The sequence below is a fragment of the Collinsella sp. AF16-8 genome, from assembly GCF_003462695.1.
Lineage (GTDB): Bacteria > Actinomycetota > Coriobacteriia > Coriobacteriales > Coriobacteriaceae > Collinsella.
Genome location: NZ_QRXX01000003.1, coordinates 210,823 through 234,431, shown reverse-complemented (window position 1 = coordinate 234,431; position 23,609 = coordinate 210,823). Strand labels below are relative to the sequence as shown.

Here is a 23,609-nt window from a genome sequence, read left to right as displayed (position 1 = left end):
TGCATAGAATCTGGTATGGAATGAATCAAGCTGTTGGGCATCCGGCATTCGTCAAGCTTGCGGCAAGATTTTGGTCAAGCGGGCGGAGAGGGATAACAAAAAGGCCCCCGCAAAGCGGAGGCCTTAGGCAAGGCTATGTCGAGATGCAGGATTCGCGCTACTCGCAGAGCGAAAGGGCGGCCTCGTCGGCAACGACAACGCAGTTGGTGTGCAGCTGCAGGATCGAAGCCGGGCACGCGGGCGTAACCGGACCATAGCACATGTCATGCACGGCCTGAGCCTTGGCCTCGCCGTTGGCGACGACTAGGATCATGCGGGCATACATGATGGTCTGGGTACCCATGGTGTAGGCCTGACGGGGAACATCGTCGATGCTGTCGAACAGGCGGCTGTTGGCCTGAATGGTGCTCTCGGTGAGGTCGACGCAGTGCGTGCCCTTGGAGAAGTGGTCATCGGGCTCGTTGAAACCAATGTGGCCGTTGTTGCCAATGCCGAGCAGCTGCAGATCCGGGTAACCGGCGGCGGCGACGATCTTGTCGTACTCAGAGCAGGCAGCGGCGGCGTCGGGGTTGGAACCGTCGGGCACATGCGTGTTGTTCAGGTCGATGTTGATGTGATCGAAGAAGTTCTCACGCATGAAGTAGTGATAGCTCTGGGGATCGTCGTGCGAAAGGCCGCGATACTCGTCCAGGTTGTAAGTGCTGACCTCGGCAAAGTCGACGTCGCCCTTCTCGTACCAAGCAGCGAGCTGCTTGTAGGCACCGATCGGGGTGGAGCCGGTGGCAAGACCCAGCACGCAATCGGGCTTGAGGATAACCTGCGCCGAGATGATATTGGCGGCCTTGCGGCTCATATCCTCGTAGTCTTTAGCTTTAATGATCTTCATTACGCGTCCTTTCTCGTACAAGAGAGGCAAGGCTCCCCTTACAAGCACTTGCCCGCGGCCCGCGTCGGCCGCAACCAACGTGTGCGGCCACCAGGGCGAGGTCGCGTAATGTATGTGTCTCGTGTCTAGCCGCGTCGAGGCCCCTGCCCGTCCACGGTGACCCAAAGCCGTTTAGCTTCGGACAAATCCCATCTTGCCACGGAGGGCGCCCTCTTTCAAGGGCGCCCTCCATAAACGTGTTTGAATTGTAGGCTAATGGCCACGTGCACTTACTAGCGCTCGCGAGCAACGATGAGCTGGTCCATCTCTTCGACATGCGCACCAACGGAGCCCTTGATACTCGAGAACTCAACGGAGTTGCACACCAAGATGGGAACCGTCACATCGTAGCCCTCGGCAGCAATTGCCTCGCGATCGAACTCGATGAGCACGTCACCCTTATGGACGACATCGCCCACCTGTGCATGCACGCTAAAATGCTTGCCCTCAAGCTGAACAGTGTCCAAGCCAACGTGGATGAGCACGTCTAGGCCATCGACCGTGTTGAGCGCAACGGCGTGACCCGTGGGAAAAATGGCCTCGACCTTGGCGTCTGCCGGCGCAATCACACGCGTGCCGGTAGGCTGAATCGCCACGCCCTGGCCCAAAAGGCCGGTGGCAAATGTCTGGTCATTGACCTCGGACAACGGAATGACGTCGCCCGAGATGGGAGCATCCAGCGTAAGAACTCGTCCACGCATACCAAAAGACCTTAGGACTTTAGTGAACATGCTCCCCCTCGGACATACCAATCAATCAAAATAGCTTTAACAGTTTACCACTTGGCACCCGTTTTTGACCATTAGGGAAGTTCGCGCTTGACAACCTCGACGATGTCGTCGACAACACGCTGAGTGAGCTCGTGCGTCTCCGCCTCGGCCATAACACGGACCAGCGGCTCGGTACCGCTCGGGCGCACCAGAATGCGGCCGCGGCCGTCAAGCTCCTTCTCGGCGGCAGCGACGGCGTCCCAAATGGGCTGGCAATCGTCCAGGCCGGCCTTGTTGTCGGAATGCACGTTGACGAGTACCTGCGGGTACTTCTTCATGATGCCGGCAAGATCGGTGAGGGTACGACCGGTGCGCTTGAGCACGGCCAGCAGCTGCAGAGCCGTCACCAGGCCGTCACCGGTGGTGTTGTGCTCCAGGAAGATGATGTGGCCGGACTGTTCGCCGCCGATGACGGCGCCATCCGCGAGCATGCGCTCCAAAACGTAGCGGTCACCCACGGCGGTCTGAACCATCTCGAAGCCCTGCTCCTTCATAGCGATGGAGAAGCCAAGGTTGCACATGACGGTCGAGACGATCTCGGAGTTGGCGAGCTTGCCGCGGGCGGCGAGGTCAGAACCGCAGATAGCCAGGATGTAGTCACCGTCGATCTCATTGCCCTCGCCGTCGACGAACAGCACGCGGTCGGCGTCGCCGTCGTGGGCCAGGCCGATATCGGCGTGGGTGCGCAGCACGAGCTCGCGCAGGGGCTCAAGGTGAGTGGAGCCGCACTCAACGTTAATGTCGGTGCCGCAGTAATCGGTGTTGATGGCATGGACCGTGGCGCCCAGGCGCTGCAGCGCAGCGGGCGTGGTCTGGCAGGAAGCACCGTGACCGCAGTCGACGGCAACAACCAGGCCATCGAGCTTAAGGCCGTCGAGCGTGCTGATGGCATGATCGACATAGGCCTTGCGGGCGTCTTTCATCTTGATGATGTGACCCACACAGGCGCCGGTCGGCAGCGTGTCGGCAGCCATGGCCTCCTCGGACATGACCCAGGCGCTGATCTCTTCCTCGACAGCATCGGGAAGCTTCATGCCCTTGCGGCTAAAGAACTTGATGCCGTTGAACTCCGGCGGATTATGCGAAGCGGAGATGACGATGCCGCCGTCGAGCTCGTTTTGGACGGTGAGCAGCGCCACGGCCGGCGTAGGGATAACGCCGCAGCAATGCGGACGGCCGCCCTCTGCCATAATGCCAGCGGTCAGAGCACTCTCGAGCATGGTACCCGAAAGGCGCGTGTCGCGGCCGATGCAGATGTCCGGGCCAAGGAACTTGGTCGCCGCGCGGCCCAGGCGAAACGCGAGGTCGCACGAGAGGTCGGCATTGGCGACGCCACGGACGCCGTCGGTACCGAAGATGTTCTGGGGCATAGGATCGCTCCTTCCCTAGCAGGCGATATACAACCGCCCGCCCTAGTCGAAAAAGAAAAGCGGGACCCGCCGAGGAATCGGCAGGCCCCGCTTGTACATTGTATCTCGAAAGGAGATAAAACCTTAGCGCTTGGAGAACTGGGGAGCGCGGCGGGCCTTCTTGAGGCCGTACTTCTTGCGCTCGACCACGCGAGCATCGCGCGTAAGGAAACCGGCCTTCTTGAGGTCAGCACGGTAGTCGCCAGCGTTCAGAAGAGCGCGAGCGATGCCCAGACGCAGAGCGCCGGACTGACCGGAGATGCCGCCGCCATCGCACAGAGCGATAACGTCGAACTGACCGGCGGTGTCGGTCACCTTGAAGGGAGCAAGGGCGTTCTCAACGAGCTGATGACGGCCGAAATACTGCTCGGCGTCACGCTTGTTGATGGTCACCTTGCCGGTGCCGGGGACGAGACGGACGCGGGCGACGGCGTTCTTACGACGGCCGGTACCCTGGTAGACAACGGTGTTCTCAGCCATCTTTAAGCCTCCAGCTCAATCTTCGTGGGGTTCTGGGCAGCATGCGGATGCTCGGCACCAGCGTAGACCTTAAGCTTGGTCATCTGGGCACGGCCGAGGGTGGTCTTGGGCAGCATACCGCGAACGGCGCGCTCGATGACCTTCTCCGGGTGCTTCTCCATAGCCTGGCGGAAGCTCTCAGCCTTGAGGCCGCCGTTGTAGCCGCTGTGGCGATAATAGGTCTTCGTGTCGGCCTTGTTACCGGTAAGCTGGACCTTATCGGCGTTGATGACGACAACGAAGTCGCCGCAGTCGCTGTTGGGCGTGAACTGGGGCTTGTTCTTACCGCGCAGGATCATTGCGATCTGGGTGGCAAGACGGCCCAGGACAGCACCATCGGCGTCGACGAGAACCCAGTTGCGCTGGACCTCGCCCTGCTTGGCGTAGTGAGTCGATTTCGAAATCACTTAGACTCCTCCATGTACAGTACGTGTTGTTACAGAGATTCACGGGGCTCTGCAAGTAACCCGTCCATATTACCCCGCTCGCCGTACGAGTCAACAGGTATTTTGGCTCCGACCAGAGTTTCTGCACATGTCATCCACGAGCCGTGATTTTTCCAACTCTTTAGCTGTTGTCATTTTTTGAGGGTTCGCCGTCGCTAGCGCTCAACGAACTCTTGGATTTCCGCGAGCAGGCGCTTTGCCTCCTGACGGCCCTGGATATACAGGTCCAAAAGCTTTGCCGGATCGTGCTCGACATGGCCGACCTCGACCGGCTTTTGCGGAGCGATGACCAGCGCGCGGCCCTCGCGCTCATACTTCCACAGGTGCATGCGCTGGAGGTTATAGCGGTCGTGGCGCGTCTCGATAGCCTCGAGCAGGTAGGGGTAGTCGGCATAGCGGGCGCGCGCGGCAGGCATAAACTCGTAGGGCTTTTTCTCGTACGAGCGGTCCTGGGTGACGATGACGACCGCACGGTCGAAGCCCGCCTCCTCGAGCACATGCTCGATAGGAACCGAATCGGCCACGCCGCCGTCGACGTATTTGTGCCCGTCGATCTCGACCGGCGGCGTCACCAGCGGCAGCGAGGTGGAGGCGCGCACAGCATCGAGGTCGAGCACGGCGCTTTTGACCGGCAGGTAGGCAGCGGTTCCAAACAGCATGTCCGTCGCGACGGCGTACATCTCGATGGGGCTCGCGTCGAACGCCTCGTTGTCAAAGGGATCCAGGCGGTCCTGGATATCGTTGAAGATAAAGTCGTAACCCACGATGGAGCCCGTGGATGCGAAGGATGCGGCACCCATGTAGCGGTTGTCATTGCAGAAGGTCAGGTTGATGCGATTGACGCGACCGATCTGGTGTGACTTGTAGTTGACGCCGTTGAGCGCACCGGCCGATACGCCATATACCGCCGGAATTTCGACACCGGCCTCCATGAGAACGTCGAGCACGCCGGCGGTAAACTGCCCACGAAAACTGCCACCCTCCAAGACGAGCGCGACCTTGCCGGCGTTCTTTGCCTTATCTTCTGCAGTCATATTGACCTCCTGCGATTGCGTTTTGGCTTTCTTCTACCCAGTTTTGGAATGGAGGGCGCGCAGGTTTTTCGAGGCGGCAGGTGCAGCGGAAAGTGCGTCCCAGTTTGAGGCGGGATTACGGGATGCGCTTTCCGCTTGGACCGCCGTTGGGAAAGCGCGACCCGTTCTGAGCGCGGATTCCGGGATATACTTTCCGCTAGCCATTCATTTGGAAATTGCATCCCATTCCGAATGAAGATTCCGGGATGCAGTTTCCGCTTGAGGCGTCATCCGGAAACTGCACCCCAGTCTGAGCCGGAATTCCGGGATGGATTTTCCGCCTGGGCCGCCGTTAGGAAAGCGTGTCCCACCCTGCGTTGCCGTAGCGTTTGCTTAACGTCCGCGCCCTAAACAGAGTTCGATTCTCCGCGGATGAAGGGGATCTGTCGGCGCGGGGCACAGCCAGCAGAAATGCCGTCGGCAGCACATCTGTTTTGGCTGGGGCTTTGCGCGGAGAATCCGCGTATTTGCTTCGCAAATCCGCACCGGCTTCGGCCACCTGCCGGCGTCCTCGCCCGCGGGCTAAAAACGCTTACGCGTTTTCTTTACGCCCGCGCCCTGCACAGAGTTCGATTCTCCGCGGTGCGGACAAGAAATAAAAAGGCAGGTAGATATGAGTATCTACCTGCCTGTTACTTATGGTGGAGGCGCGGAGAATCGAACTCCGGTCCACGAAAGCCCCCTGATTGGCATCTCCAAGCTCAGTCGCTGGTTTAGTCTCGGACGCTTTGCGCGCAGCGACACGCTCGCGGTGTCCTAACCGGTTCGGTCTTAGCCTGCGCCATACCGATTACGTGCGCAGGAGCATTCCCCTAACATGACGTCGCGCCGGTGTCGGGGAAATCACCGGGTTGACGCGCCGCTATAAACTAAGCAGCGAGAGCCATAGGCTCAAAAGAAGAGTTGTTGTCAATTCAATTTGACGGTACCCCTGTTTAACGAGGCGAGGAGACCTCGGCTTGCTTCCTCTCTCAGAGCTATCGTGTCGAAACCAGTCGCCCCCGAATGTCGGGAAAGTCTGGATGGTATCGGGCCTGCAAACACCCGATAACCGTCGACTTTTCAAGGAACATGCGGGGCAAGCCCCGCTTGTGGAGTGTTATCTTACCACGTTCTGAAAGCGGACAGCTGTTCTATGCACGAGCTGTGAAGACCCCAATGTGCGCCACACTTCGCACTTTTGCTACCGATCGCGTCACGTATATTTTCGCCAAGCAAAATTGACCCGTCGAAAGGACCGTTATGGATACCAAGCAGCAACTCGTCAATGCCCTCGCAGGCCTAGGCGCAACCATTACCGAAGCTATGGATGTCATCGAGGGCTTTGTCCCCTGCGGACATCCCGCCCTCACGGTATCGAACGCACTCGTCGCGCTGGACGCTGACGATGATGCAGCTCTCACTCAGCAGCTTGAGACCGTCGAGGGCTTTATCGACCACGTGAGTGAGAACCGCGGCGTGGCTGCCTACCACGGTATCGAGGTCGAGCTCGCGGGCCCCAAGGCCGATCTGTTCGCAGCAATCCGCGAGGTAGGCGCCCTTATGCAGACCGCAGGCGTCAAGAACACCCAGGTCAACGAGTGGGTCTACCGAAGCCTGGCAGCACTCGATAGCTCCGACGAAAAGGCAGCCGAGCAGCTCGCAGAAAGTCCCGCCATTAAGGCCGAGCTTTTGTAAATAGCAGACGCGGGCCCCTTGGCGCATCGTCGTCCAAGAGGCCCGCAAACAGTTTGCGTCAACCGATAGCCGCGCGGCCGCGTTCGGCCAAAGCCAGAATCGGCATCATTTGGCGCGGGGTCTTTGCTGCAAGATCGGCATGTTCGAGCAGCTTGCGATCGTTGGTCACCAAGTAATCGACCTGCGCGCGCTTGCACGCGGCGAGCACCAAGTTGTCCTCGTAATCGCGATGGAGCGCTACGTATTTGTCGGCCAGCCAAAGGTCCGACGCATCTGCACCCACGGCCGTGGCGTTTTCGGTCATATTCCGAACAAACGCCAGCGCCGCATCGCCAATCGCGCGGGCAGAAGCCTCGTCGAGCGCTCCCCCGCTGGCAAGAACGCTACGCTTCAGTTCGTGCTGGACAACGTACAGCACGTCCTTGGCGATATGTACTGGAAAGAGCAACGTTGCGCCCGATTCCGTCGCCCGCCCAATAAACGCACGCGCGGCAAGCGACTCGGCATGGTCGACGCAAAACGAATCAACCCATACGTTGGCATCCACCATTATTTTGAGGGAAGCCCTGCTCACAGGATCATCCCCTTTTGGCGATAGCGCTCGTCCATGGCTTCGGAATAGATTGTGTCCCAATCGCGATCGTCGGATACGGGCGACGTAGCGATGCCCAGATCCGCGTAAAGCTGATCCGCCACCGCCCATGATGCGGCGAACGGTGCATCGGGCGCGACGGTCTGCTGCCGGTCGTCGACGGCCGCAAGCACTTCCTCGCACTGCCCGCCACCCTGCGCGACCTTAGCCACCACCTTTTTGATGAGCTCGGGCAGTGACCCACCCGAAAGCCGCAGCACCTCCTCGGCACGGTTCTTGACCTGGCGATCTACGCGAACGTTCACCTGCGCCATGCCGCTAACAGCACCCACGCCGATCCCGCTCCCTTCAATTGCTAGCCCTGCTAGCAACACTATATAGAGAAGCTAGCACATGGTCAAACGCAAAAGGCCTGCGCTCGGACGACACCGATGCCGTCTGGGCGCAGGCCAGATAACGTGGGCGAACACGTCTGCTAACGCAGGTACGCCTTTGCGTTGCCCAGGCTGTAGGCGATCGTTGAGCCGTTGTGCAGCAGTGACGACGTCTGCGGAGTGATCATGCCGGTAATACCCAATGCCAACAGCGCCGAGTTGGTGAGCATCACCTTAGAGTAGGAGCTCGTCAGACGATCAATGAGGCCCTGACTCATGCGGCGCAGGCGCACGATTGCGGCAAGATCCGTATCGGTCAGGATGATATCGGCGACCTCCTTGGCGATGTCGCTTCCGCCACCCATCGCCAAGCCCACGTCGGCCAAACCGAGCGCCGGCGAATCGTTGACGCCGTCGCCCACCATGGCAACATGGCGCCCCTCGCTCTTAATGCGCTCCACATAGGCGTACTTGTCCTCGGGCAGCAGTTCGGCCTTAAACTCGTCGACACCCGCCTCTCGCGCAATGCGCTCGGCCGTGCGCTCGGAGTCGCCCGTGAGCATAACGACATGCTTGACGCCCAGCGCATGCAGGTCGGCGATTGCCTCGCGGACCCCGGGCTTGAGCGGATCCTCGATGCCGAGCACGCCGACGACCTTGCCATCGACCGCCAGATACAGCGGTGACAGGCCCTGCATCTGAGACTCAATGCGCTCCTTAATGTCGGAATCGAGCTGCGCGCCCTCGTCCTCAAACACAAAGTGTGCCGAGCCGATAATCGCGCGACGCCCTTCAATGGACGAAGCGATGCCGTGCGCCACGATGTATTCGACAGCAGCATGGCGCTCGCGGTGCTCGAGCCCACGCTCGCGTGCCGCATTGACCACGGCACGCGCCACCGGATGCGGAAAATGCTCCTCCAAGCAAGCGGAAAGGCGCAGGACCTCGTCCTCGCTCCAGCCATCGGTGGTGAGCACGCAGGCAAGACGCGGCTGCGCCTCGGTAAGCGTGCCGGTCTTGTCAAACACAATGGTGTCGGCCTTGGCAAACGACTCAAAGTACTTCGCGCCCTTGACCATGACGCCCATCTTGGCAGCATCGCTCATAGCGGTCATGACGGCAACGGAACCCGTGAGCTTGAGTGCGCACGAGTAGTCGACCATCAGTGCCGCCGAGGTCTTGATGAGGCTGCGGGTAGTAAGCGCAACCAGGCCCGCGAGCAGGAAGTTCCACGGGACGATCTTGTTGGCAAGGTCCTCCATATGCGACTGGCCCTCGGACTTGAGCGAGTCGGCCGTCTGCACGAGCGAGACGATTGAGCGCAGTTTGGTTTGCGCCGTATTGGCGCGCACGCGCACCAAGATGCCGCCGTCTTCCACGACGGTACCGGCGAACACGTCGTCGCCCACGCTGCGCTCGACGGCCAGCGGCTCGCCGGTCAGGGTCGCCTGGTTGACCATAGCGCTCCCCTGCTCGACAACACCGTCGATGCAGATGGACATGCCGGTGCGCACGGCGACCAAGTCGCCGTGCTCGAGCTCGGTGGCGGCAACGCTTACCTCGGTGTCGCCGACGACCTTTTGCGCCTTGTCGGGCACATCGAGCAGCGAGTTGATGAGCTCGTTTTCGCTCATGGCGCGGGTGTAGTCCTCGAGCAGCTCGCCCACGTTGAGCAGGAACATCGTCTGGCCCGCGGTGTCGACATCACGCTTGACGAACGAAATGCCGATGGCCGAAGCGTCGAGCACGGGAACGGTCAGGCGCGGCTGCGCGAGCTCATGAAGGGCAGCGCGCAAAAATGCCATGTAACCGGCCACGACAAACACCGCACGCAGAGGCGTCGGCAAGAACCAGCGACGTGCGTAATGGGCACCGATAAGTGTGGCAAGATCCATGACGAGCTTGTGCTTGCGTGGCTCAAGCTGCATCACGTAGCCTGTCTTTGCGTCGGCAATGGCCTGAGCGTCGAGCGCACCGACGGCGGCCAGCACGGCATCGCGGCGCGACTCGTCGTATTCGAGTGCCATCTGGCCGATGCGGCCGTAGACGCGCACCTTGTGCACGCCGTCGATGTCGCCGCCAAGCTTAAGAAGTGCATCGAGATCGCTCTCTGGCACAGGACCCGCCAATTGAAGACGGGTCCTGCCGGGGATCTCGCTAATAATCGAGAATCTCATAGTTTGTGCCTGGGAGCGTTACTCGGCTGCCTCGTCAGCAGCGGCCTCGCTCTGGGTGATGTAAGCAGCCTCGGCAACCATGTCGTCGACATTAGCCTTGGCCTGCTCGACCATGTCCTGGTAGCCGTTCTTGATGCGCATGCCACACGCGATACCCTGCACGCAGGCATTCTTGACCGGAGCGCTGGTAAGCAGCTTGATGCCGGCCGTGCCAAGCAGAAAACCGCCACCGACAAGCAGGGTATTGAACGTCGACTTCTTCATGTTGCTTCTCCCTTTTGCCGCATTGGACGCGGCACGGTGCCTCAGCACCCGAGTAAATAAGTTTGCTCGAGCACGCTTTTGAAATATCTCAATTTTATCTAACTATCTAGGTCAGCCATGGCTAACCTTTTGAAAATTAACGATGCGGAGTAACCGATTGTCAATGTGACAAAGGGACTGTCCCTTTGCCCCTTCTTACAACTGCCAGGTAGCTGCTTCCTTTTGCAGCGCCACCATGCGGGCGAATTCTCCACCTGCCGCCTTGAGCTGCGCCGGAGTGCCCTGCTCGGCAACCACACCATCCTTGAGTACAACGATCTTATCGGCATTTTCCACCGTACGCATACGGTGGGCAATAACGATAACCGTCTTACCTGCAAGCAGACGGGAGAGCGCCTGCTGAACCACGGTCTCGTTCTCCACATCCAAGCTCGCCGTCGCCTCGTCCAACAGCACGATAGGCGCGTCTTTGAGCAGCGCACGGGCGATAGAGATGCGCTGGCGCTCACCGCCGGACAGCTTGGAGCCGTTCTCGCCGATCATGGTGTTGTAACCCTGCGGCATGCGGCTCACAAACTCATCGCAGTTGGCGGCACGCGCAGCCGCAAGCACTTGCTCATCGGTGGCGCCACGACGCCCGAGGCGGATGTTTCCCATCACCGTGTCGTCAAAGAGCAGCACGTCTTGGAACACAATGGCGTAGTCGCGCAGCAACACCTCGGGATCCACGCTCGCAACATCCACGCCGCCCACGGTGACCGTGCCTTCGGTGGCGTCCCAAAAGCGCGCGGCCAGGCGGCTCACCGTGGACTTACCGGAGCCCGAAGGACCGACCAGTGCCGTGACCTCGCCTTCCTTGGCGGTAAAGCTCACATCGGTAAGAACTTTCTCGCCGGCGCGGCCGTCCTCGCCCGCACCATAGCCAAATGCCACGTGATCGAACACCACATCGTGGCCTACGGGCTCAAACTGCTCGCTGCCCCGCGCCACGGGCTCTTCCATGATGGAACGCATGCGCTTGGCCGACGACTCGGCGGCAAACAGCTCGGACATCAGCATCAGCGCCTGATCAAAGGGCGCATAGATGCGGCTCACCATAAGCAGGAAGGCAAACATCATCAAAAAGTCGACCTGGCCGGAGGCGACCATCGCAGCGCCCGTGACCAACGTGGTGGCAATCCCCAGGCGCAGGATGGCAAAGGCGGAGTTGACCAAAAGCCCGTTGGCGAGCTCGCCTTTGGTGGTCTCGCGCTCCTCGGCATCGATCACGGCGTTGAGTCCCTCAAGATAATGGGCCTCCTGGTTGGTGGCGCGGATCTCGCGCACGCAGTCGAGCGTCTCCTGGATCGCCTCGGTGACCTTGACCTTCTCGGCACGCACATGGTCGAACACCGGGATCATGGGGCCGCGCGTCAGATACAGCACGGCAAAGGCCACGGGAACGCTCCAAAACGCCGCGATCGCCAGCTGCCAGCAAAAGAACAGCGACGCCACGAACACAATGGCGCTTGCGATGATGGCACCCCAAAGCTCTCCCAGCACGTGGCTGTAGGCGTGCTCCATAGTCTGAACGTCGCCCATGATGGTTTCGGTTAGATCGGCCAGATCACGACGGCCGAAAAACGACAACGGCAGCTTGCGCAAGCGCTCGGCGATCTCCATACGCTGCTTGCCGCACTCCTCGTAAAAGATGCAGTAGGTGTAGTAATACTGCTGCCAGTTAGAAGCAAAGAGCAACACAAAAAAGACCAGGAGGCCGCCCACGATCGGCAGGGCATCCGGCAGGTCAGCCCCGCTGGCGAGACGCTCGACAAAGCCGGCCATAACCAGGAATAAAAAGCCCATGCCGGCCATGGTAATGAGATTGGTGAGCGTGGTCCAGAAAATGCCGCGTTTTACGCCGGCGACGCCTTTATCGGATAGGAAGTACTTCTTTTGGAATGAGGCGAACATTTAGGCCTCGCCTCCCTTCGTGACAGCGGCATCCGCGGTCGCTGCAGTGATTTTCCAGCTCGCGGCCTGTTCGTATTCGGCCCACATCTTGGCATACAGACCCTCTTGGGACAGCAACTCGGCATGGGTACCCGACTCCTGCACGCTACCCTGGTTGAGCACCACGATCTTGTCGGCCCCCACTACAGTCGAGAGTCGGTGCGCAATCATAATGACCGTGCGACCCGCCGCCAGCTTGCTAAAGGCGCGCTGGATGAGCGCCTCGTTCTCGGGGTCGGCAAACGCCGTGGCCTCATCGAGCACCACGATAGGCGCGTCTTTAAGGATCGCGCGGGCGAGTGCCACGCGCTGGACCTCGCCGCCCGAAAGATATGCTCCGCCGGCACCGAGTATGGTATTGATGCCCTGTGGAAGCTTGGCCACAATGTCGTCGCACTGAGCTGCGGAGAGGGCCGCACGCACTTCGTCGTCAGTGGCCGTAGGCTTGGAAGCGCGCACGTTATCGGCAAGTGTTTGCCGGAACAGCTGGTTGGTCTGGAACACGAAGGCGACCTGGTCCATAAGCTCGTGCGGGTCCATGTCGCGAACGTCCACACCGCCTACGAGCACACGGCCTGCGGAAACATCCCAAAAACGCGGGATCAGGCTGGCGCAGGTTGACTTACCGCCGCCCGAGGGACCCACCAGGGCGAGGGTGCTACCCGCGGAAACGCTAAAGCTCGCATGGTTGACGGCAGGCGCCTCGGCACCCTCGTACGTAAAGCTCACGTCCTCAAATCGCACATCGCTGCCAGCAGGGTGCTTGGGCAGGGCGGGCACGGAGAGCTGCTTGGAATCCATAACGCTTCGGATGCGAGCCAGCGAATCGGCACTCATCTGAGAGGCCTCGCCCACAAACATGAGCTTGGTCATGGCCGTCGGTACCACGGCCGAAAAGATCGCGTAAAACGTGAAGTTTGCCATAAAATGCGCGAAGTCCGTCTCGCCCGGCGCCAACAGCAACGCCACGGGCAACAGGAATGTCACAAGACCATTGAGCGCGGTAAGGTTGAGTACCTGCGGACCTCGGCAAAACGTGCCCGCATAGCTTTGTGCCATATCGGCGTATTCGGCGATCGCATCGTGGAACGCCTTAAAGGAGTAGACCGTCTGCTGGAATACCTTGACCACGGGGATGCCGCGTACGTATTCGGTGCCGGTCTTGTTCATCTTGACCAGCGCGCCCATGTAAGCCTTCATAAACTCGGCGCCCTTGCCGCTCATCATGGCGGCCATGGCGCAAAACGAAACGACGACCGAGATTAAGCATGCCGCGCCCAAACGCCAATCGAGGGCAAATAGCAGCACAAGCAGACCCACGACCATGGCGGTGGCACCGGCGATATCGGGCAGCATGTGCGCGAGCAGCGTCTCGGTGGAGGCGGCACAGCCGTCTACGATACGGCGCAGCTCACCGGTGGCGTGCGCGTCAAAGTAGCCGAGCGGCAGCTTAAGCAGATGCTCGCTCGTAGCCTTGCGGATATTGGATGCGCAGCGAAACGCGGACAGGTGCGTGCACATGAGCCCCACGAAATAGACCACGATGCTTGCCAGGGCAAAACCAACAGCCCACCAACCATACATCGCGATGTCGGCGGCCTCGCTCCAGTTGGGCGCCACGGCAATCAGGTCTCGCGCAACAAGCCAGATGCACACGTACGGGCCAAAGCTCAACAGCTGCGAGAACGCCGAGAGGGCCATGCCCAAATACGTTAGGAATTTACGGTCACCGGCATATGCAAGTAGCTCGCCGATGCCGCCGCCTTCCTTTTTTGATCCCTTTGCCATGAGATTCCTTTCTAACGGCTTGAGAGTTAACCGTAAGAAACTTATCATGGGCGTGTTAGCCAGGGCACACAATTGGGCCAGGCGTGGACGTTTTCGCAAATGAAGGGGACGCTTTTGAAAATGCGGCGGGCAGCAACCGATATAACCGAGCTCTACGCACCGCAGTTTGAGCAGTTTGGCCTGGAGCTTTCCGGCAAGGGCGCCGTCTTTACCGGCGAGGTGGCAAACGATCGGGCACACGGACGCGCATGGATCATGCCCCTTTCCCCCACCTGCATCGTCATGGAGCATTTCATTACCCCGACGCACAACATGCAGCTAGCCGAATACACGCCCGAACCGTACGCGTGCGTGAGCGAGGTCAGCGCGCCCACGCTCATGTGCATGCCCGAAGCCGGCATAACGCCTGCGAACCTCAAGCCGCTGCATGGACCGTGGCCGAACAGCGCGATCTGCAGCTTTGTCCAAGATAGCTGCGGTGAGGAGCTAAGCCCGCTGTTTGCAGGGCAGCTCTACCACTCGCGCTCGGTCCTCTTTTTGCCTGGATATTTTGACGAACTGGAGCACCGCTATCCCACCGAGTTCGCAGGGGTCTTTGAGGCGTTTGCCGAGCCATGGCACGAGGAAGCGACGTCCGCCATCTGCCACACACTACACCGGATTAACGAGGACCGCGCCCGCACCGTAGGCGGACACGTCTATATGCAAGGCATCGTGGAGACCATGGTCGCGGAGCTCGCCTGTTCGCGCGCGGCCCACAAGCAGGCGCAGCAGGCGGCAGACACACGCGCCAGCGTGACCATTGCCGAGGAAGCAACGGTAATGATTGAGCGCGCGCTCGACAAAGGCAGGCGTGTGGGTATCAACGAGGTGGCCGAGAGGCTCTACACAAGCCGCTCCAAGCTATGCGCCACCTTTAAAGCCCAAACTGGCGAGTCCCTGGGCGTCTACATTCGCAGACGCCGTATGGAGCGAGCACAGGACCTTTTGGCCGATAGCGCGCTCACGATAGCGCAGGTGGCAGAGCGTCTAGGCTACCCTCAGCAGGCCGCCTTCGCCCAAGCCTTCAAGCAACACACCGGCACCACCCCCACCACCTGGCGCTCCCAACATTTATAAAGAATGAGGGCGCCAACGACGCCCTCATTCACCAAATTCAATCCAGCCCACCTGACCCGAACGGCCGAGTCGTCTGGCCGGGGAAGCCCCGAGTCGCCGGGGTGTTTGCTCCAAATGAGTTCCGCATGCAAAGAAGGCCACTAAATGTGGCCTTCGTCTTGCATAGGACTGTTTGAAATTTGGAGGAAATACCCCGGCGACTCGGGGCTTCCCCGGCCTCGCAGCTACGAGAGCGACGTTCTCAGCAACTCGTTGAAGAGCTTCGGGTTGCCCTTGCCGCGGCTCGCCTTCATGCACTGGCCCACCAAAAAGCCGATGACCTTCTGGTTGCCGTCACGATACTGCTGCGCCTGATCGGCACAGTTTGCCAGCACCTCGTCCACGATCGGCTGCAGCGCGCCGGCATCGCTCACCTGACGCATGCCGCGCTCGTCGACGATCTTGTTGGGATCGTCGCCGGTCTGAGCCATGGCCTCAAAGACCTCGTGCGCCTGATTGGAGCTGATGGCATCGGTCGCCAGCAGCTTGGCGAGTGCCGCCACCTGAGCCGGCGCGATGCCGGACTCGGCGAGCGACACGCCCGCGCCCTTAAGGTAGGCGATCATCTCGTTGACCAGCAGGTTTGCGACCGTCTGGGCCTCCTTGCCGGCCATACCGGCAGCGGCGGCCTCAAAGAAGTCGGCAAACTCCGGGTCGCCGGCGATCTGCTCGGCGTCGGCCGCCTTAATGCCAAAGTCGGCCTCAAAACGGACGCGCTTGGCATCGGGCAGCTCGGGGATCTCGCCACGGCAGCGGTCGATAAACTCGTCGTCCAGGTCGAACGGCGCCAGGTCGGGGTCGGGGAACAGACGATAGTCATCGGCCGTCTCCTTCACACGCATGACCACGGTGCGCTTGCGGCTGGGCTCCCAGTGGCGGGTCTCCTGGTAGATAATGCCGCCCTCCTCGAGCACCTCGGCCTGGCGGCAGATCTCGTAGGCAAGGCCATCGTGCAGACTCTTAAACGAGTTAAGGTTCTTGAGCTCGGTCTTGGTGCCCAGCTTGGTCTCGCCGCGGCGGCGCAGCGACACGTTGCCGTCGCAGCGCATGGAGCCCTTCTCCATGGAGCAATCGGAAATGCCCAGCGTCACAAAGATGCGACGGAGCTTCTCCATAAACAGGCGTGCTTCCTCGGGCGTGCGCAAGTCGGGCTCAGTCACGAGCTCAATCAAAGGCGTGCCGCAGCGGTTGTAGTCGACGAGCGACTCGGCCGCGGCGGTAATGCGACCCTCGGCGCCACCCACGTGGACCATCTTGGCGGCGTCTTCCTCCATGTGGATGCGCAGGATGCGGATGGGCACCGTGTAGGAACCGTCCTCGCGACGCTCGGGCATCTGCAGGTTGGACGCGTCATAGCTGGCCAGGTGGCCGGCGCGCTGATTGCCCTCGCGCATCGTGGAGGACATGGACGTGGACAGGCCCTCGGCATTGGCCGAGGCGCTCGCCAGGCTCTGAGCCTCGGCCTCGCCAAACGCGCAGTCGGGGCGCTCGGCGGCACCGCGACCGGTCACGTCCAGGTCCAGGTGACCGTACATGGCAAAGGCGACCGGGCCCTGCGTGGTCTGGAAGTTCTTGGCCATATCGGGATAGAAGTAGTGCTTGCGGTAGAACATCGAGTGGCGCTGGATCTCGCAGTTGGTGGCGAGACCGGCCTTGACGATGCTCTCGATGGCGCGCTTGTTGGGCACTGGCAGGGCGCCGGGCAGGCCCAGGCACACCGGGCACACGTTGGCGTTGGGCTCGTCATCGTGGCTGAGCTTGCAGTTGCAGAACATCTTGGTATCGAGTGCGGTGAGCTCGGTATGGATCTCCAGGCCGATCACAGCCTCCCAATCCTGCAGGACCTCGGAAAGCTCCTTCATTACAGCTCGCCTCCCTTCCCAGCAAAATCGGGCGCGACGGAAAGCGCGGGCGCACCCGTGGCGGCATCGGCAAAGCCGCGCTCCAAGGCGCGGGCAAACGTGAGCAGCTGACGGTCCTTAAAGGCCGGACCCACCAGCTGGGCAGAAACGGGCAGCTTGCTGTCCTCGCCCAGGCCCAGCGGCACCGAGATTCCGCCGTTGCCGCAGATGTTAAGCGAAATGGTGTACAGGTCGGAGAGGTACATCTGCGTGGGATCGCTGATCTCGCCAAACTTAAAGGCCGTGCGCGGCGAGGCGGGCATGAGGATGGTGTCCACCTTGGCATACGCGGCGTCGTAGTCCTGCGTGATGAGCGTGCGGGCCTTTTGCGCAGCGTAGTAGTACTTGTCGTACACGCCCGAGCTCAGCAGGTAGGCGCCGAGCATCTGACGTCGCTTGGCCTCGGCACCAAAGCCGTGGGCGCGCGAAAGCGAGCTCTGGTCGGACAGGTTGGCGCAGCCCTCCTCCTGATAGCCGTAGCGAATGCCGTCGAAGCGGGCCAGGTTGGAGAACGCCTCGGCCGGGCCGATGACGTAGTAGGCGGCGATAGCGGCGTCCAGGTGCGGCAGGTCGACCTCGACCAGCTCGGCGCCCTGGTTCTGCAGCTCCTGGGCGGCGCGCTGAACAGCGGCCTTGACCTCGGGGGTCAGGCCCTCGGCCTCCATAAACGCGGGGATGATGCCCACGCGCTTGCCCTCGATGCTGTCGTTGAGATGCTCGGTAAAGTCGACGGCGCAATCCTGGCTGGTGCAGTCGTACGGATCGTGGCCCGCGCCGGTAAGCGCGTTCATGGCCAGCGCGACATCCTCGACCGTGCGGCCAAAGGGACCCACCTGGTCGAGCGACGAGCCAAAGGCGACCACGCCGTAACGGCTCACGGCGCCATACGTGGGCTTAAAGCCCACCACGCCGCACAGCGACGCCGGCTGGCGAATGGAGCCGCCGGTGTCCGAGCCCAGCGAGAGCGCGACCTCGCCCGCGGCGACGGCGGCAGCGGAGCCGCCCGAGGAGCCGCCAGGCACGCGCTCGGTATCCCAGGGGTTGTTGGTGCGGTGGAACGCCGAGCTCTCGGTGGAGCTGCCAAAGGCAAACTCGTCCATGTTGGCCTTGCCCATGGGCAGGCAGCCGGCATCGAGCATGCGCTGGACGCAGGTGGCGGTGTAGACGCTCTGGTAGTCCCCGAGCATGCGGGAGGCGCAGGTGGTGCGCGTGCCCACGAGGTTCATGTTGTCCTTAATGGCCAGCGGCACGCCCGCGAGCGGGGGCAACGGCTTGCCTGCGGCACGGTCGGCATCCACGCGCGCAGCGGCCTCGAGCGCAAGCTCGGGCGCCACCTGCAGGAATGCCTGGACCCCGCCCTCGCGCGCCTCGATGGCGGCAAGGGAGGCCTGGGCCACCTCGGTAGCGGTAAAGTCGCCGGCGGCAACGCCCGCGGCGATCTGGGCGGCGGTAAGGGAATCGAAGCTTAGCGCCATTACTCGCTCTCCCCCTCTCCCAAAATGGACGGCACGCGGAAGTAGCGGTCGCGCGCGCTGCCGGCGTTTTCGAGCGCGACGTCGAGCGGCAGATCGCGCTCGGGCTCGCGCAGGTCATCGCCCATCACGTTGGACAGGCTTCCGATAGGATGGAACGTGGGCTCCACGTCGGGCAAGTCATATTGCAGGACGGGTTCGAGCATCTGGACGGCGTCGTTCATGTAGGACGTCATCTGGGTGAGCTCGTCATCGGTCAGTGCGATCTTTGCGTACTCGGCGATGCCGCGCACGTCTTTCTCGCTGAGTGCCATAGGCGCTCCCTTCCGCATAACAGTTAAACCGCTCTAGTATACAGGGCAACGCCGCTTGGAGCAGGTGCTTTACCCAAATGCAGCGAAAACGTAACGAGAGCGGTGGATTGGCAGGCGACGGGCCGGCGATTCTGCAGCAAAACCGCACCGTCCATAGCGAAAACCGTCCCGTCCGCAACGAAAAGCATCCCGCCCGCAATGAAAACCGTCTCGCCCACAACGAAGACCATCACAACATTCGACACTTTTCGCCAAAATCGAAATTTTCATCGAATGTTGTGATGGTTTGGAAGCCCCGACCACCACAAAGGTGCCTGTCCCCTTTGTGGTGGTTCTGGACGATGTCTTATGCCGAGGCCTTGGCCTTGCGGTGCTTGCGGACCGCGTGGATCACGATGTCCAGCAGCAACAGCACAATGGCTAGGACCACGATGAGCACGGCAAACTCGCGCTTGCCCCAGTGGCGGCCGGCCAGCGACTTTTGCTTGTCGACGTCCTTCTTGTTGTACTTGGTGCGCACGCAATGCACCAGCAGGCGATGGTCGTTCACGCCGTAGGGCGTGCAGGTGACGAGCGTCACCTTGTCGGCGCCGGGCTCGATGGTCAGCGACTCCATCTCCTCGGGCAGCACCACCTCGGAGTCCACCATCTTGTAGGCGAGCGTCTTGTTCATGGTGTGCAGCAGCACCAGGTCGCCGGGCTCCAGCGAGTGGATGTCGTCGAACATGCTCAGGTTGCGCATGCCCGAGTGCGCGGTGAGCACGCAATGCGTCGAGGTGCCGCCCACCGGCAGGCTCGTGCCCTCCAGGTGGCCGACGCCCGCCATAAGGACTTCCTCGCTCGTACCGTGGTAGATGGGCATGCTCACGTCGATGGAGGGGATCTCGACCCAGCTCATCATAGGGTCGCGGTCAAAGATGAGCTGCTGAGCGTAGGGCTCGATCTGGTCGGCGGGAAGCTCGGTGGCCTCGCCCGCCAGCTGTTCGTTAAAGGAGCGCGCCTGGAGCAGGATGCGCTCGCGCTCCTCGGCAGACAGCGCGTCCACGGTGCTGGACACGGTGCTGATCTGGTTGAACACGCCCGAGGCCTCGAGCCGGTCCAAGATCCACGGCCAGGTCATAAGGCCCACGCCGATAAGGATGATGACGATGGTGATGAGCCGGTCGGCCCAGCGCGGCAGCCGCTTGCGGCGGCGCTTGGGCTTTGGTTGAGGTTTGGGCTGAGGGCTTGAGCCGCCGTTGGCCGCAGCGTTATTGCTCTTCATATGTTTGGCGCCCTGCACCATCGCCGGTCACTCCTCTACAACTCAGGTTGTCTAAACAAATAATAGCCGATTAGCAAACTCATGCACCGGACAACGCAGCTAGGACCGAAACGCCGCCTACGGTTCGAATTCTTGGAGACCTTCTACAGCGCTTCTTGCCATGGATATTCCTTTCCAAACATGCGATCGACTTCGAGTTGAATTCGCTCATCGTCGATTGCCGCCAAAGATAGCGCAAGCGAAATGTCATCGACACGGGAGGAGTTGGCAAACACGGGCGCATAGCGCCACACTTGGATCATCGCCGTTTCGTTATCCGGCAACTCCCCGTCTGCGACTTCGAGGTCACTCAGTTGACGCCATGCACTTCTTAAGACGGCCTTTTGTTCCATACCCGGCGCAGCGAGCATCGAACGCGCAGCGAGCGCCGTCTCCCCGGCGTCAACAAGATACTCGATCTGCGGCGTCTTCCTTGCAAATAAGACCTTCAAGACAGGCGAGGAGAGCTCTGCCATGTGCTCACTGAGCAGAAGATCAACGGCAACAGGGAACACGACGACACGTCGCTCGCAACGCTCGCGCCTCGCGAGCCCCCTGTCAACAAGCTCGGTTATGGCCTCACTCGCGCGGCTTGCCGAGATCCCAAGCGCACGACAAAGGTCATGGGGGCGATATGGCTCCTGGGCTGCTCCCCAGATTGCGGCAGCCTGTGCGTTGGGTGACATCTTGGTCGCGTGATTGCGAAACCGGGCACCGCCCCTCTCCGTGCAGGCCGTGCCCATAAATGGAAGAAAAGCCTGTCTGCCGGGGCAAACAAACGGAATCCCTTGTGCGACCAATGCTTTGCGCTGACGTGCATCGGCATCAGGAAACGAAACGACAACAGGAGTCTCCGCACGCAAGGCTAGCTGACTATAGACCCTCTTAGCCTCGGGAAGCCCGACGCCAGTAGGCAAACTTGCAAGCAAAAACGAAAAACCGTTTGCGTCAACAGCGCGGACTTCAATCGCCCGCAGATGCAGCGGCAAGCGTGCGGATCCAGGCCAAGTTTTGGTCTTGGCGGAGAGGCCTAGTGCTTCTTGTAAGTAGATTAACGCTTCGTTCATTTCCATTGTTTTCGTTCGATTCCAGTTTGTATTGGAATTATACATAATTTTCGGAATTAAAGAGATACCGTTCGTGCCTAAGCCTACATTTGAGTTTTCAAAATATCCCGGATCGGCGGGGTGATTCGGGATACAATCTCAATAGAAAACGACGCACCCCGCGTAAATGTTTGGGAGCGCGGGCGGCCTAGTTTTCAGTTTTTGTTAAATGCCCGGGATCCGACCCCCGGGCATTCTTATTTGCGCTTTCGGCGCAAATGCCGTCCACCGTCCGTATCGCGCGTGCGCCTACGGACCTTAAACCGAACCTCATACGAGTCAAGAAACGCGATGACGAGCGTGCCCGCATCGGACGATGGAGGCTGACTGCGTTATCCCAAAAAGAACGGGGCAGACTCCAGTGCGGAGTCTGCCCCGAAAAGAGAATGGCAAAGCAAGAGCGTCAATGGACGAGAAAAGTGTCCGCAAGTCTCATGGCCATCGCATCCCACCTGCCAAAGGGATGGGTGAGCGAGCGTTACTCCTGCTCGGACTCCTCGGCCTGCTTACGGCTGCGGATGAGGTGCGCCACGCCGATGCACAGCACCGCGCCACCAGCGATCCAAGTGAAGGTCACACCGTTGAGACCGGTCAGCGGGAGGCCGACGGACTTGGTATTGCCGACGTTGATGGTGATCTCACCGGTGGCGGCGTTGGTGCCGGCGCCTTCCGTGCCGTTCAGTTTGTTGTCACCGGCAGTGTCGTCAAGCGTACCGAAGGCGATGTCGTTGCGGCCCTTGTCGTACTCGGAAACCTCCGCCTTAAGCTCCGTCACCTTCATGGTCACGGCGTCATACGTCGGGGTGATCTTGAAGGTGAAGGGTTTGGCCTTGGTGTAGGAGTCGCCGGGGGCCTTGACCTCGGTCACCTTGTAGGAGCCGGCGTCGAGGCCGGAGACGGGGATCTTGCCGTCTTTGTCGGACGTGAACGTCACGTAGTCAGGCAGGTGGTTGACGTCGGCAACGGTCACGAGCTGGCCCGCGACGACGCCCGCGGTGGGGTCGTCCTTCGAGGCGATATACTGGTCTTGAGTGTTCGAATCAGCGGACTGGATGGTGAAGACGGCGCCCGCAAGGCCCCTCTCGGTGCCCTGGTCGACCTTGTTGAGGTTGAGCTTGAACGCGAAGTCGGCGACGGTATCCTCGATCGTCTCGCCCGTGCCCTCGGCATACGGGTTGTTGGAGTACTCGAGCTTGACGGTGTTGGGGTTACCGCCCTTGTTGCCGTCGGTTGCATTGCCAATCACGGCGTTGCCGTTGAGCTTTGCCTTGTAGAAGACAACGATCTTGGTGTCGGCGGTCACGCTCGCGACGTCCTTGAGGCCCTTCTTGCCGTCTCCGGTCTTGAACTCGACCGTCAGCGTGTTGTTGTTGCTAGCATCAGCATCCGTCACGGTATAATTGCTCGACTCAATCTCGCTGTAAGTCTCGCCGTTCAGCGCGTACACCTTAACCGAGCCTTTGACATAGTCAAGGCCATTGGAAAGCCCGTCGGTGAACTTGTAAGCATACGTGCCAAAGGTAGCGTAGTTGCTGGCGATCGTGCCGGTAAGCTTGTAGTTAACTTCCTGGCCGATCTGGGAATCGGCGACATCATTCCATTTGTTGGAGCCCTTGATGTCGGTGGCATCGGCGGCGTCGGCATCGTCGAGGACCTTCTTCTCGACAGTAGGCACGCCCTTCTTTGGCGTAACGGTCGTCGCGTTCACGCCGTCGATCACGGCGTAGACGGGAGAGGTGGACACATCGGTCGACTTGTCAGCAGGCTTACCGGGAGTAGCGGTGAGGAAGAGCCAGTAGCCGGCGCCGAGTCCGGAAAGGGATGCACTGCCCTCGCTCGTCACCTTCCAGGTGGTGCTGTTCTTCAGGCCATCGGCAATTAGACTGAGAACGTTGTCGCTAGCAACCTTCGAATCGGTCCCGGTAACTTCAGATTTGGTGCTAAGCCAATCGGCAGCATCCTGTGCGTTCTCGCTTTTGTAGGATGCATCCTTTTTCTTGATGGCGTTTACGACAGCAGTTTGGGCATCGGAGCTGGCCCATTCGATGCTACTCACCGTCGTATTCCCACCGGTCGTCGTGACCTTTGCCTTGAAGATCTGGATACCCTTATAGGTCGTGGACGCAGCGTAATCGGCGTCCTCGAACGTGACGGTCGACCTCGTACCCTCAGCAAACGCCATGGTCACGGGCGCCATCACGCCGCCGAAGCTCAGCGCTGCCGTGAGGCCGGCGGTTACTGCCAGGCGTGCGATGTTCTTGCTCATGCTCATCTTCTTTTCCTCCGTTTTCCGTTTGATTCTCATTCGATCGGTCATCATCTGTCTGTGTCTTAGCATCTACTTCGCTA

Annotated in this window: 20 protein-coding genes and 1 other RNA gene; 2 read left to right on the top strand and 19 right to left on the bottom strand. The window is 60.6% G+C overall.

Translation table 11 applies throughout. The features are described from left to right. Positions 1-157: 157 nt before the first annotated feature. The 7 genes from nagB to ssrA form a co-directional block, all read right to left on the bottom strand. On the bottom strand, positions 158-886 hold the full coding sequence (gene nagB / locus DWW73_RS04535; RefSeq protein ID WP_055251013.1) for a glucosamine-6-phosphate deaminase: 729 nt from the start codon (positions 884-886) through the stop codon (positions 158-160). A gap of 272 nt (positions 887-1,158) precedes the next feature. Beyond that, the gene (locus DWW73_RS04530; protein ID WP_316242586.1) at positions 1,159-1,626 is read right to left on the bottom strand and encodes a PTS glucose transporter subunit IIA; all 468 of its coding nucleotides are present in this window, start codon (positions 1,624-1,626) and stop codon (positions 1,159-1,161) included. A gap of 101 nt (positions 1,627-1,727) precedes the next feature. Further along, entirely contained in the window at positions 1,728-3,065 is a 1,338-nt protein-coding gene (gene glmM, locus DWW73_RS04525; RefSeq protein ID WP_117563621.1) for a phosphoglucosamine mutase, read from the bottom strand. A 123-nt stretch (positions 3,066-3,188) separates the two neighbouring features. Continuing rightward, positions 3,189-3,584 (bottom strand): 30S ribosomal protein S9, encoded by a 396-nt coding sequence (gene rpsI, locus DWW73_RS04520; RefSeq protein WP_022094634.1) that lies wholly within the window; start codon positions 3,582-3,584, stop codon positions 3,189-3,191. A 2-nt stretch (positions 3,585-3,586) separates the two neighbouring features. Beyond that, complete coding sequence (gene rplM, locus DWW73_RS04515) at positions 3,587-4,030, bottom strand: 50S ribosomal protein L13 (protein ID WP_022094635.1); 444 nt, start codon at positions 4,028-4,030, stop codon at positions 3,587-3,589. Between the two features lie 194 nt (positions 4,031-4,224). Continuing rightward, positions 4,225-5,103: a patatin family protein gene (locus DWW73_RS04510; RefSeq protein WP_055251009.1), complete on the bottom strand. Its 879-nt coding sequence runs from the start codon at positions 5,101-5,103 to the stop codon at positions 4,225-4,227. 678 nt (positions 5,104-5,781) lie between these two features. Then, positions 5,782-6,145, bottom strand: a transfer-messenger RNA (tmRNA) gene (gene ssrA / locus DWW73_RS04505). 239 nt (positions 6,146-6,384) lie between these two features. Here ssrA and DWW73_RS04500 point away from each other — a divergent pair. Beyond that, the gene (locus tag DWW73_RS04500) at positions 6,385-6,819 is read left to right on the top strand and encodes a hypothetical protein (protein WP_117563622.1); all 435 of its coding nucleotides are present in this window, start codon (positions 6,385-6,387) and stop codon (positions 6,817-6,819) included. A gap of 58 nt (positions 6,820-6,877) precedes the next feature. Here the strand turns inward: DWW73_RS04500 and DWW73_RS04495 are convergent, their stop codons facing one another. From DWW73_RS04495 to DWW73_RS04475, 6 genes are all read right to left on the bottom strand, one after another. Beyond that, entirely contained in the window at positions 6,878-7,393 is a 516-nt protein-coding gene (locus DWW73_RS04495; protein ID WP_158548894.1) for a PIN domain-containing protein, read from the bottom strand. Beyond that, positions 7,390-7,743, bottom strand: coding sequence for a hypothetical protein (locus DWW73_RS10130; protein WP_055251003.1), 354 nt, complete (start codon positions 7,741-7,743; stop codon positions 7,390-7,392). The genes DWW73_RS04495 and DWW73_RS10130 overlap by 4 nt, the downstream gene beginning before the upstream one ends. A gap of 143 nt (positions 7,744-7,886) precedes the next feature. Then, the gene (locus DWW73_RS04490; protein WP_233509121.1) at positions 7,887-9,902 is read right to left on the bottom strand and encodes a heavy metal translocating P-type ATPase; all 2,016 of its coding nucleotides are present in this window, start codon (positions 9,900-9,902) and stop codon (positions 7,887-7,889) included. Between the two features lie 78 nt (positions 9,903-9,980). Further along, entirely contained in the window at positions 9,981-10,226 is a 246-nt protein-coding gene (locus tag DWW73_RS04485; protein ID WP_055250999.1) for a DUF6110 family protein, read from the bottom strand. 195 nt (positions 10,227-10,421) lie between these two features. Further along, a complete protein-coding gene (locus DWW73_RS04480; RefSeq protein ID WP_117563625.1) occupies positions 10,422-12,179 on the bottom strand; it encodes an ABC transporter ATP-binding protein in 1,758 nt (585 codons plus the stop codon). Further along, a complete protein-coding gene (locus tag DWW73_RS04475) occupies positions 12,180-14,006 on the bottom strand; it encodes an ABC transporter ATP-binding protein (RefSeq protein WP_199407864.1) in 1,827 nt (608 codons plus the stop codon). Between the two features lie 120 nt (positions 14,007-14,126). Between DWW73_RS04475 and DWW73_RS04470 the strand changes: the two genes are divergently transcribed. Further along, complete coding sequence (locus DWW73_RS04470; protein WP_158550113.1) at positions 14,127-15,125, top strand: AraC family transcriptional regulator; 999 nt, start codon at positions 14,127-14,129, stop codon at positions 15,123-15,125. 224 nt (positions 15,126-15,349) lie between these two features. Here the strand turns inward: DWW73_RS04470 and gatB are convergent, their stop codons facing one another. The 6 genes from gatB to DWW73_RS04435 form a co-directional block, all read right to left on the bottom strand. After that, positions 15,350-17,026, bottom strand: coding sequence for an Asp-tRNA(Asn)/Glu-tRNA(Gln) amidotransferase subunit GatB (gene gatB, locus DWW73_RS04465; RefSeq protein ID WP_117563627.1), 1,677 nt, complete (start codon positions 17,024-17,026; stop codon positions 15,350-15,352). Then, positions 17,026-18,540 carry an Asp-tRNA(Asn)/Glu-tRNA(Gln) amidotransferase subunit GatA gene (gene gatA, locus DWW73_RS04460; RefSeq protein ID WP_117563628.1) on the bottom strand — a complete coding sequence of 505 codons (1,515 nt, stop codon included), beginning with the start codon at positions 18,538-18,540 and terminating at the stop codon, positions 17,026-17,028. Before gatA ends, gatB begins: the two co-directional genes overlap by 1 nt. Beyond that, on the bottom strand, positions 18,540-18,851 hold the full coding sequence (gene gatC / locus DWW73_RS04455; RefSeq protein WP_055250987.1) for an Asp-tRNA(Asn)/Glu-tRNA(Gln) amidotransferase subunit GatC: 312 nt from the start codon (positions 18,849-18,851) through the stop codon (positions 18,540-18,542). The genes gatA and gatC overlap by 1 nt, the downstream gene beginning before the upstream one ends. A 346-nt stretch (positions 18,852-19,197) precedes the next feature. Beyond that, complete coding sequence (locus DWW73_RS04445) at positions 19,198-20,115, bottom strand: class C sortase (RefSeq protein WP_158550115.1); 918 nt, start codon at positions 20,113-20,115, stop codon at positions 19,198-19,200. Between the two features lie 143 nt (positions 20,116-20,258). Further along, positions 20,259-21,227, bottom strand: a complete 969-nt coding sequence (locus tag DWW73_RS04440) for a MarR family transcriptional regulator (RefSeq protein WP_117563631.1) — start codon at positions 21,225-21,227, stop codon at positions 20,259-20,261. Between the two features lie 511 nt (positions 21,228-21,738). Continuing rightward, on the bottom strand, positions 21,739-23,526 hold the full coding sequence (locus tag DWW73_RS04435; protein WP_158548897.1) for a SpaA isopeptide-forming pilin-related protein: 1,788 nt from the start codon (positions 23,524-23,526) through the stop codon (positions 21,739-21,741). Between the last annotated feature and the right edge of the window lie 83 nt (positions 23,527-23,609).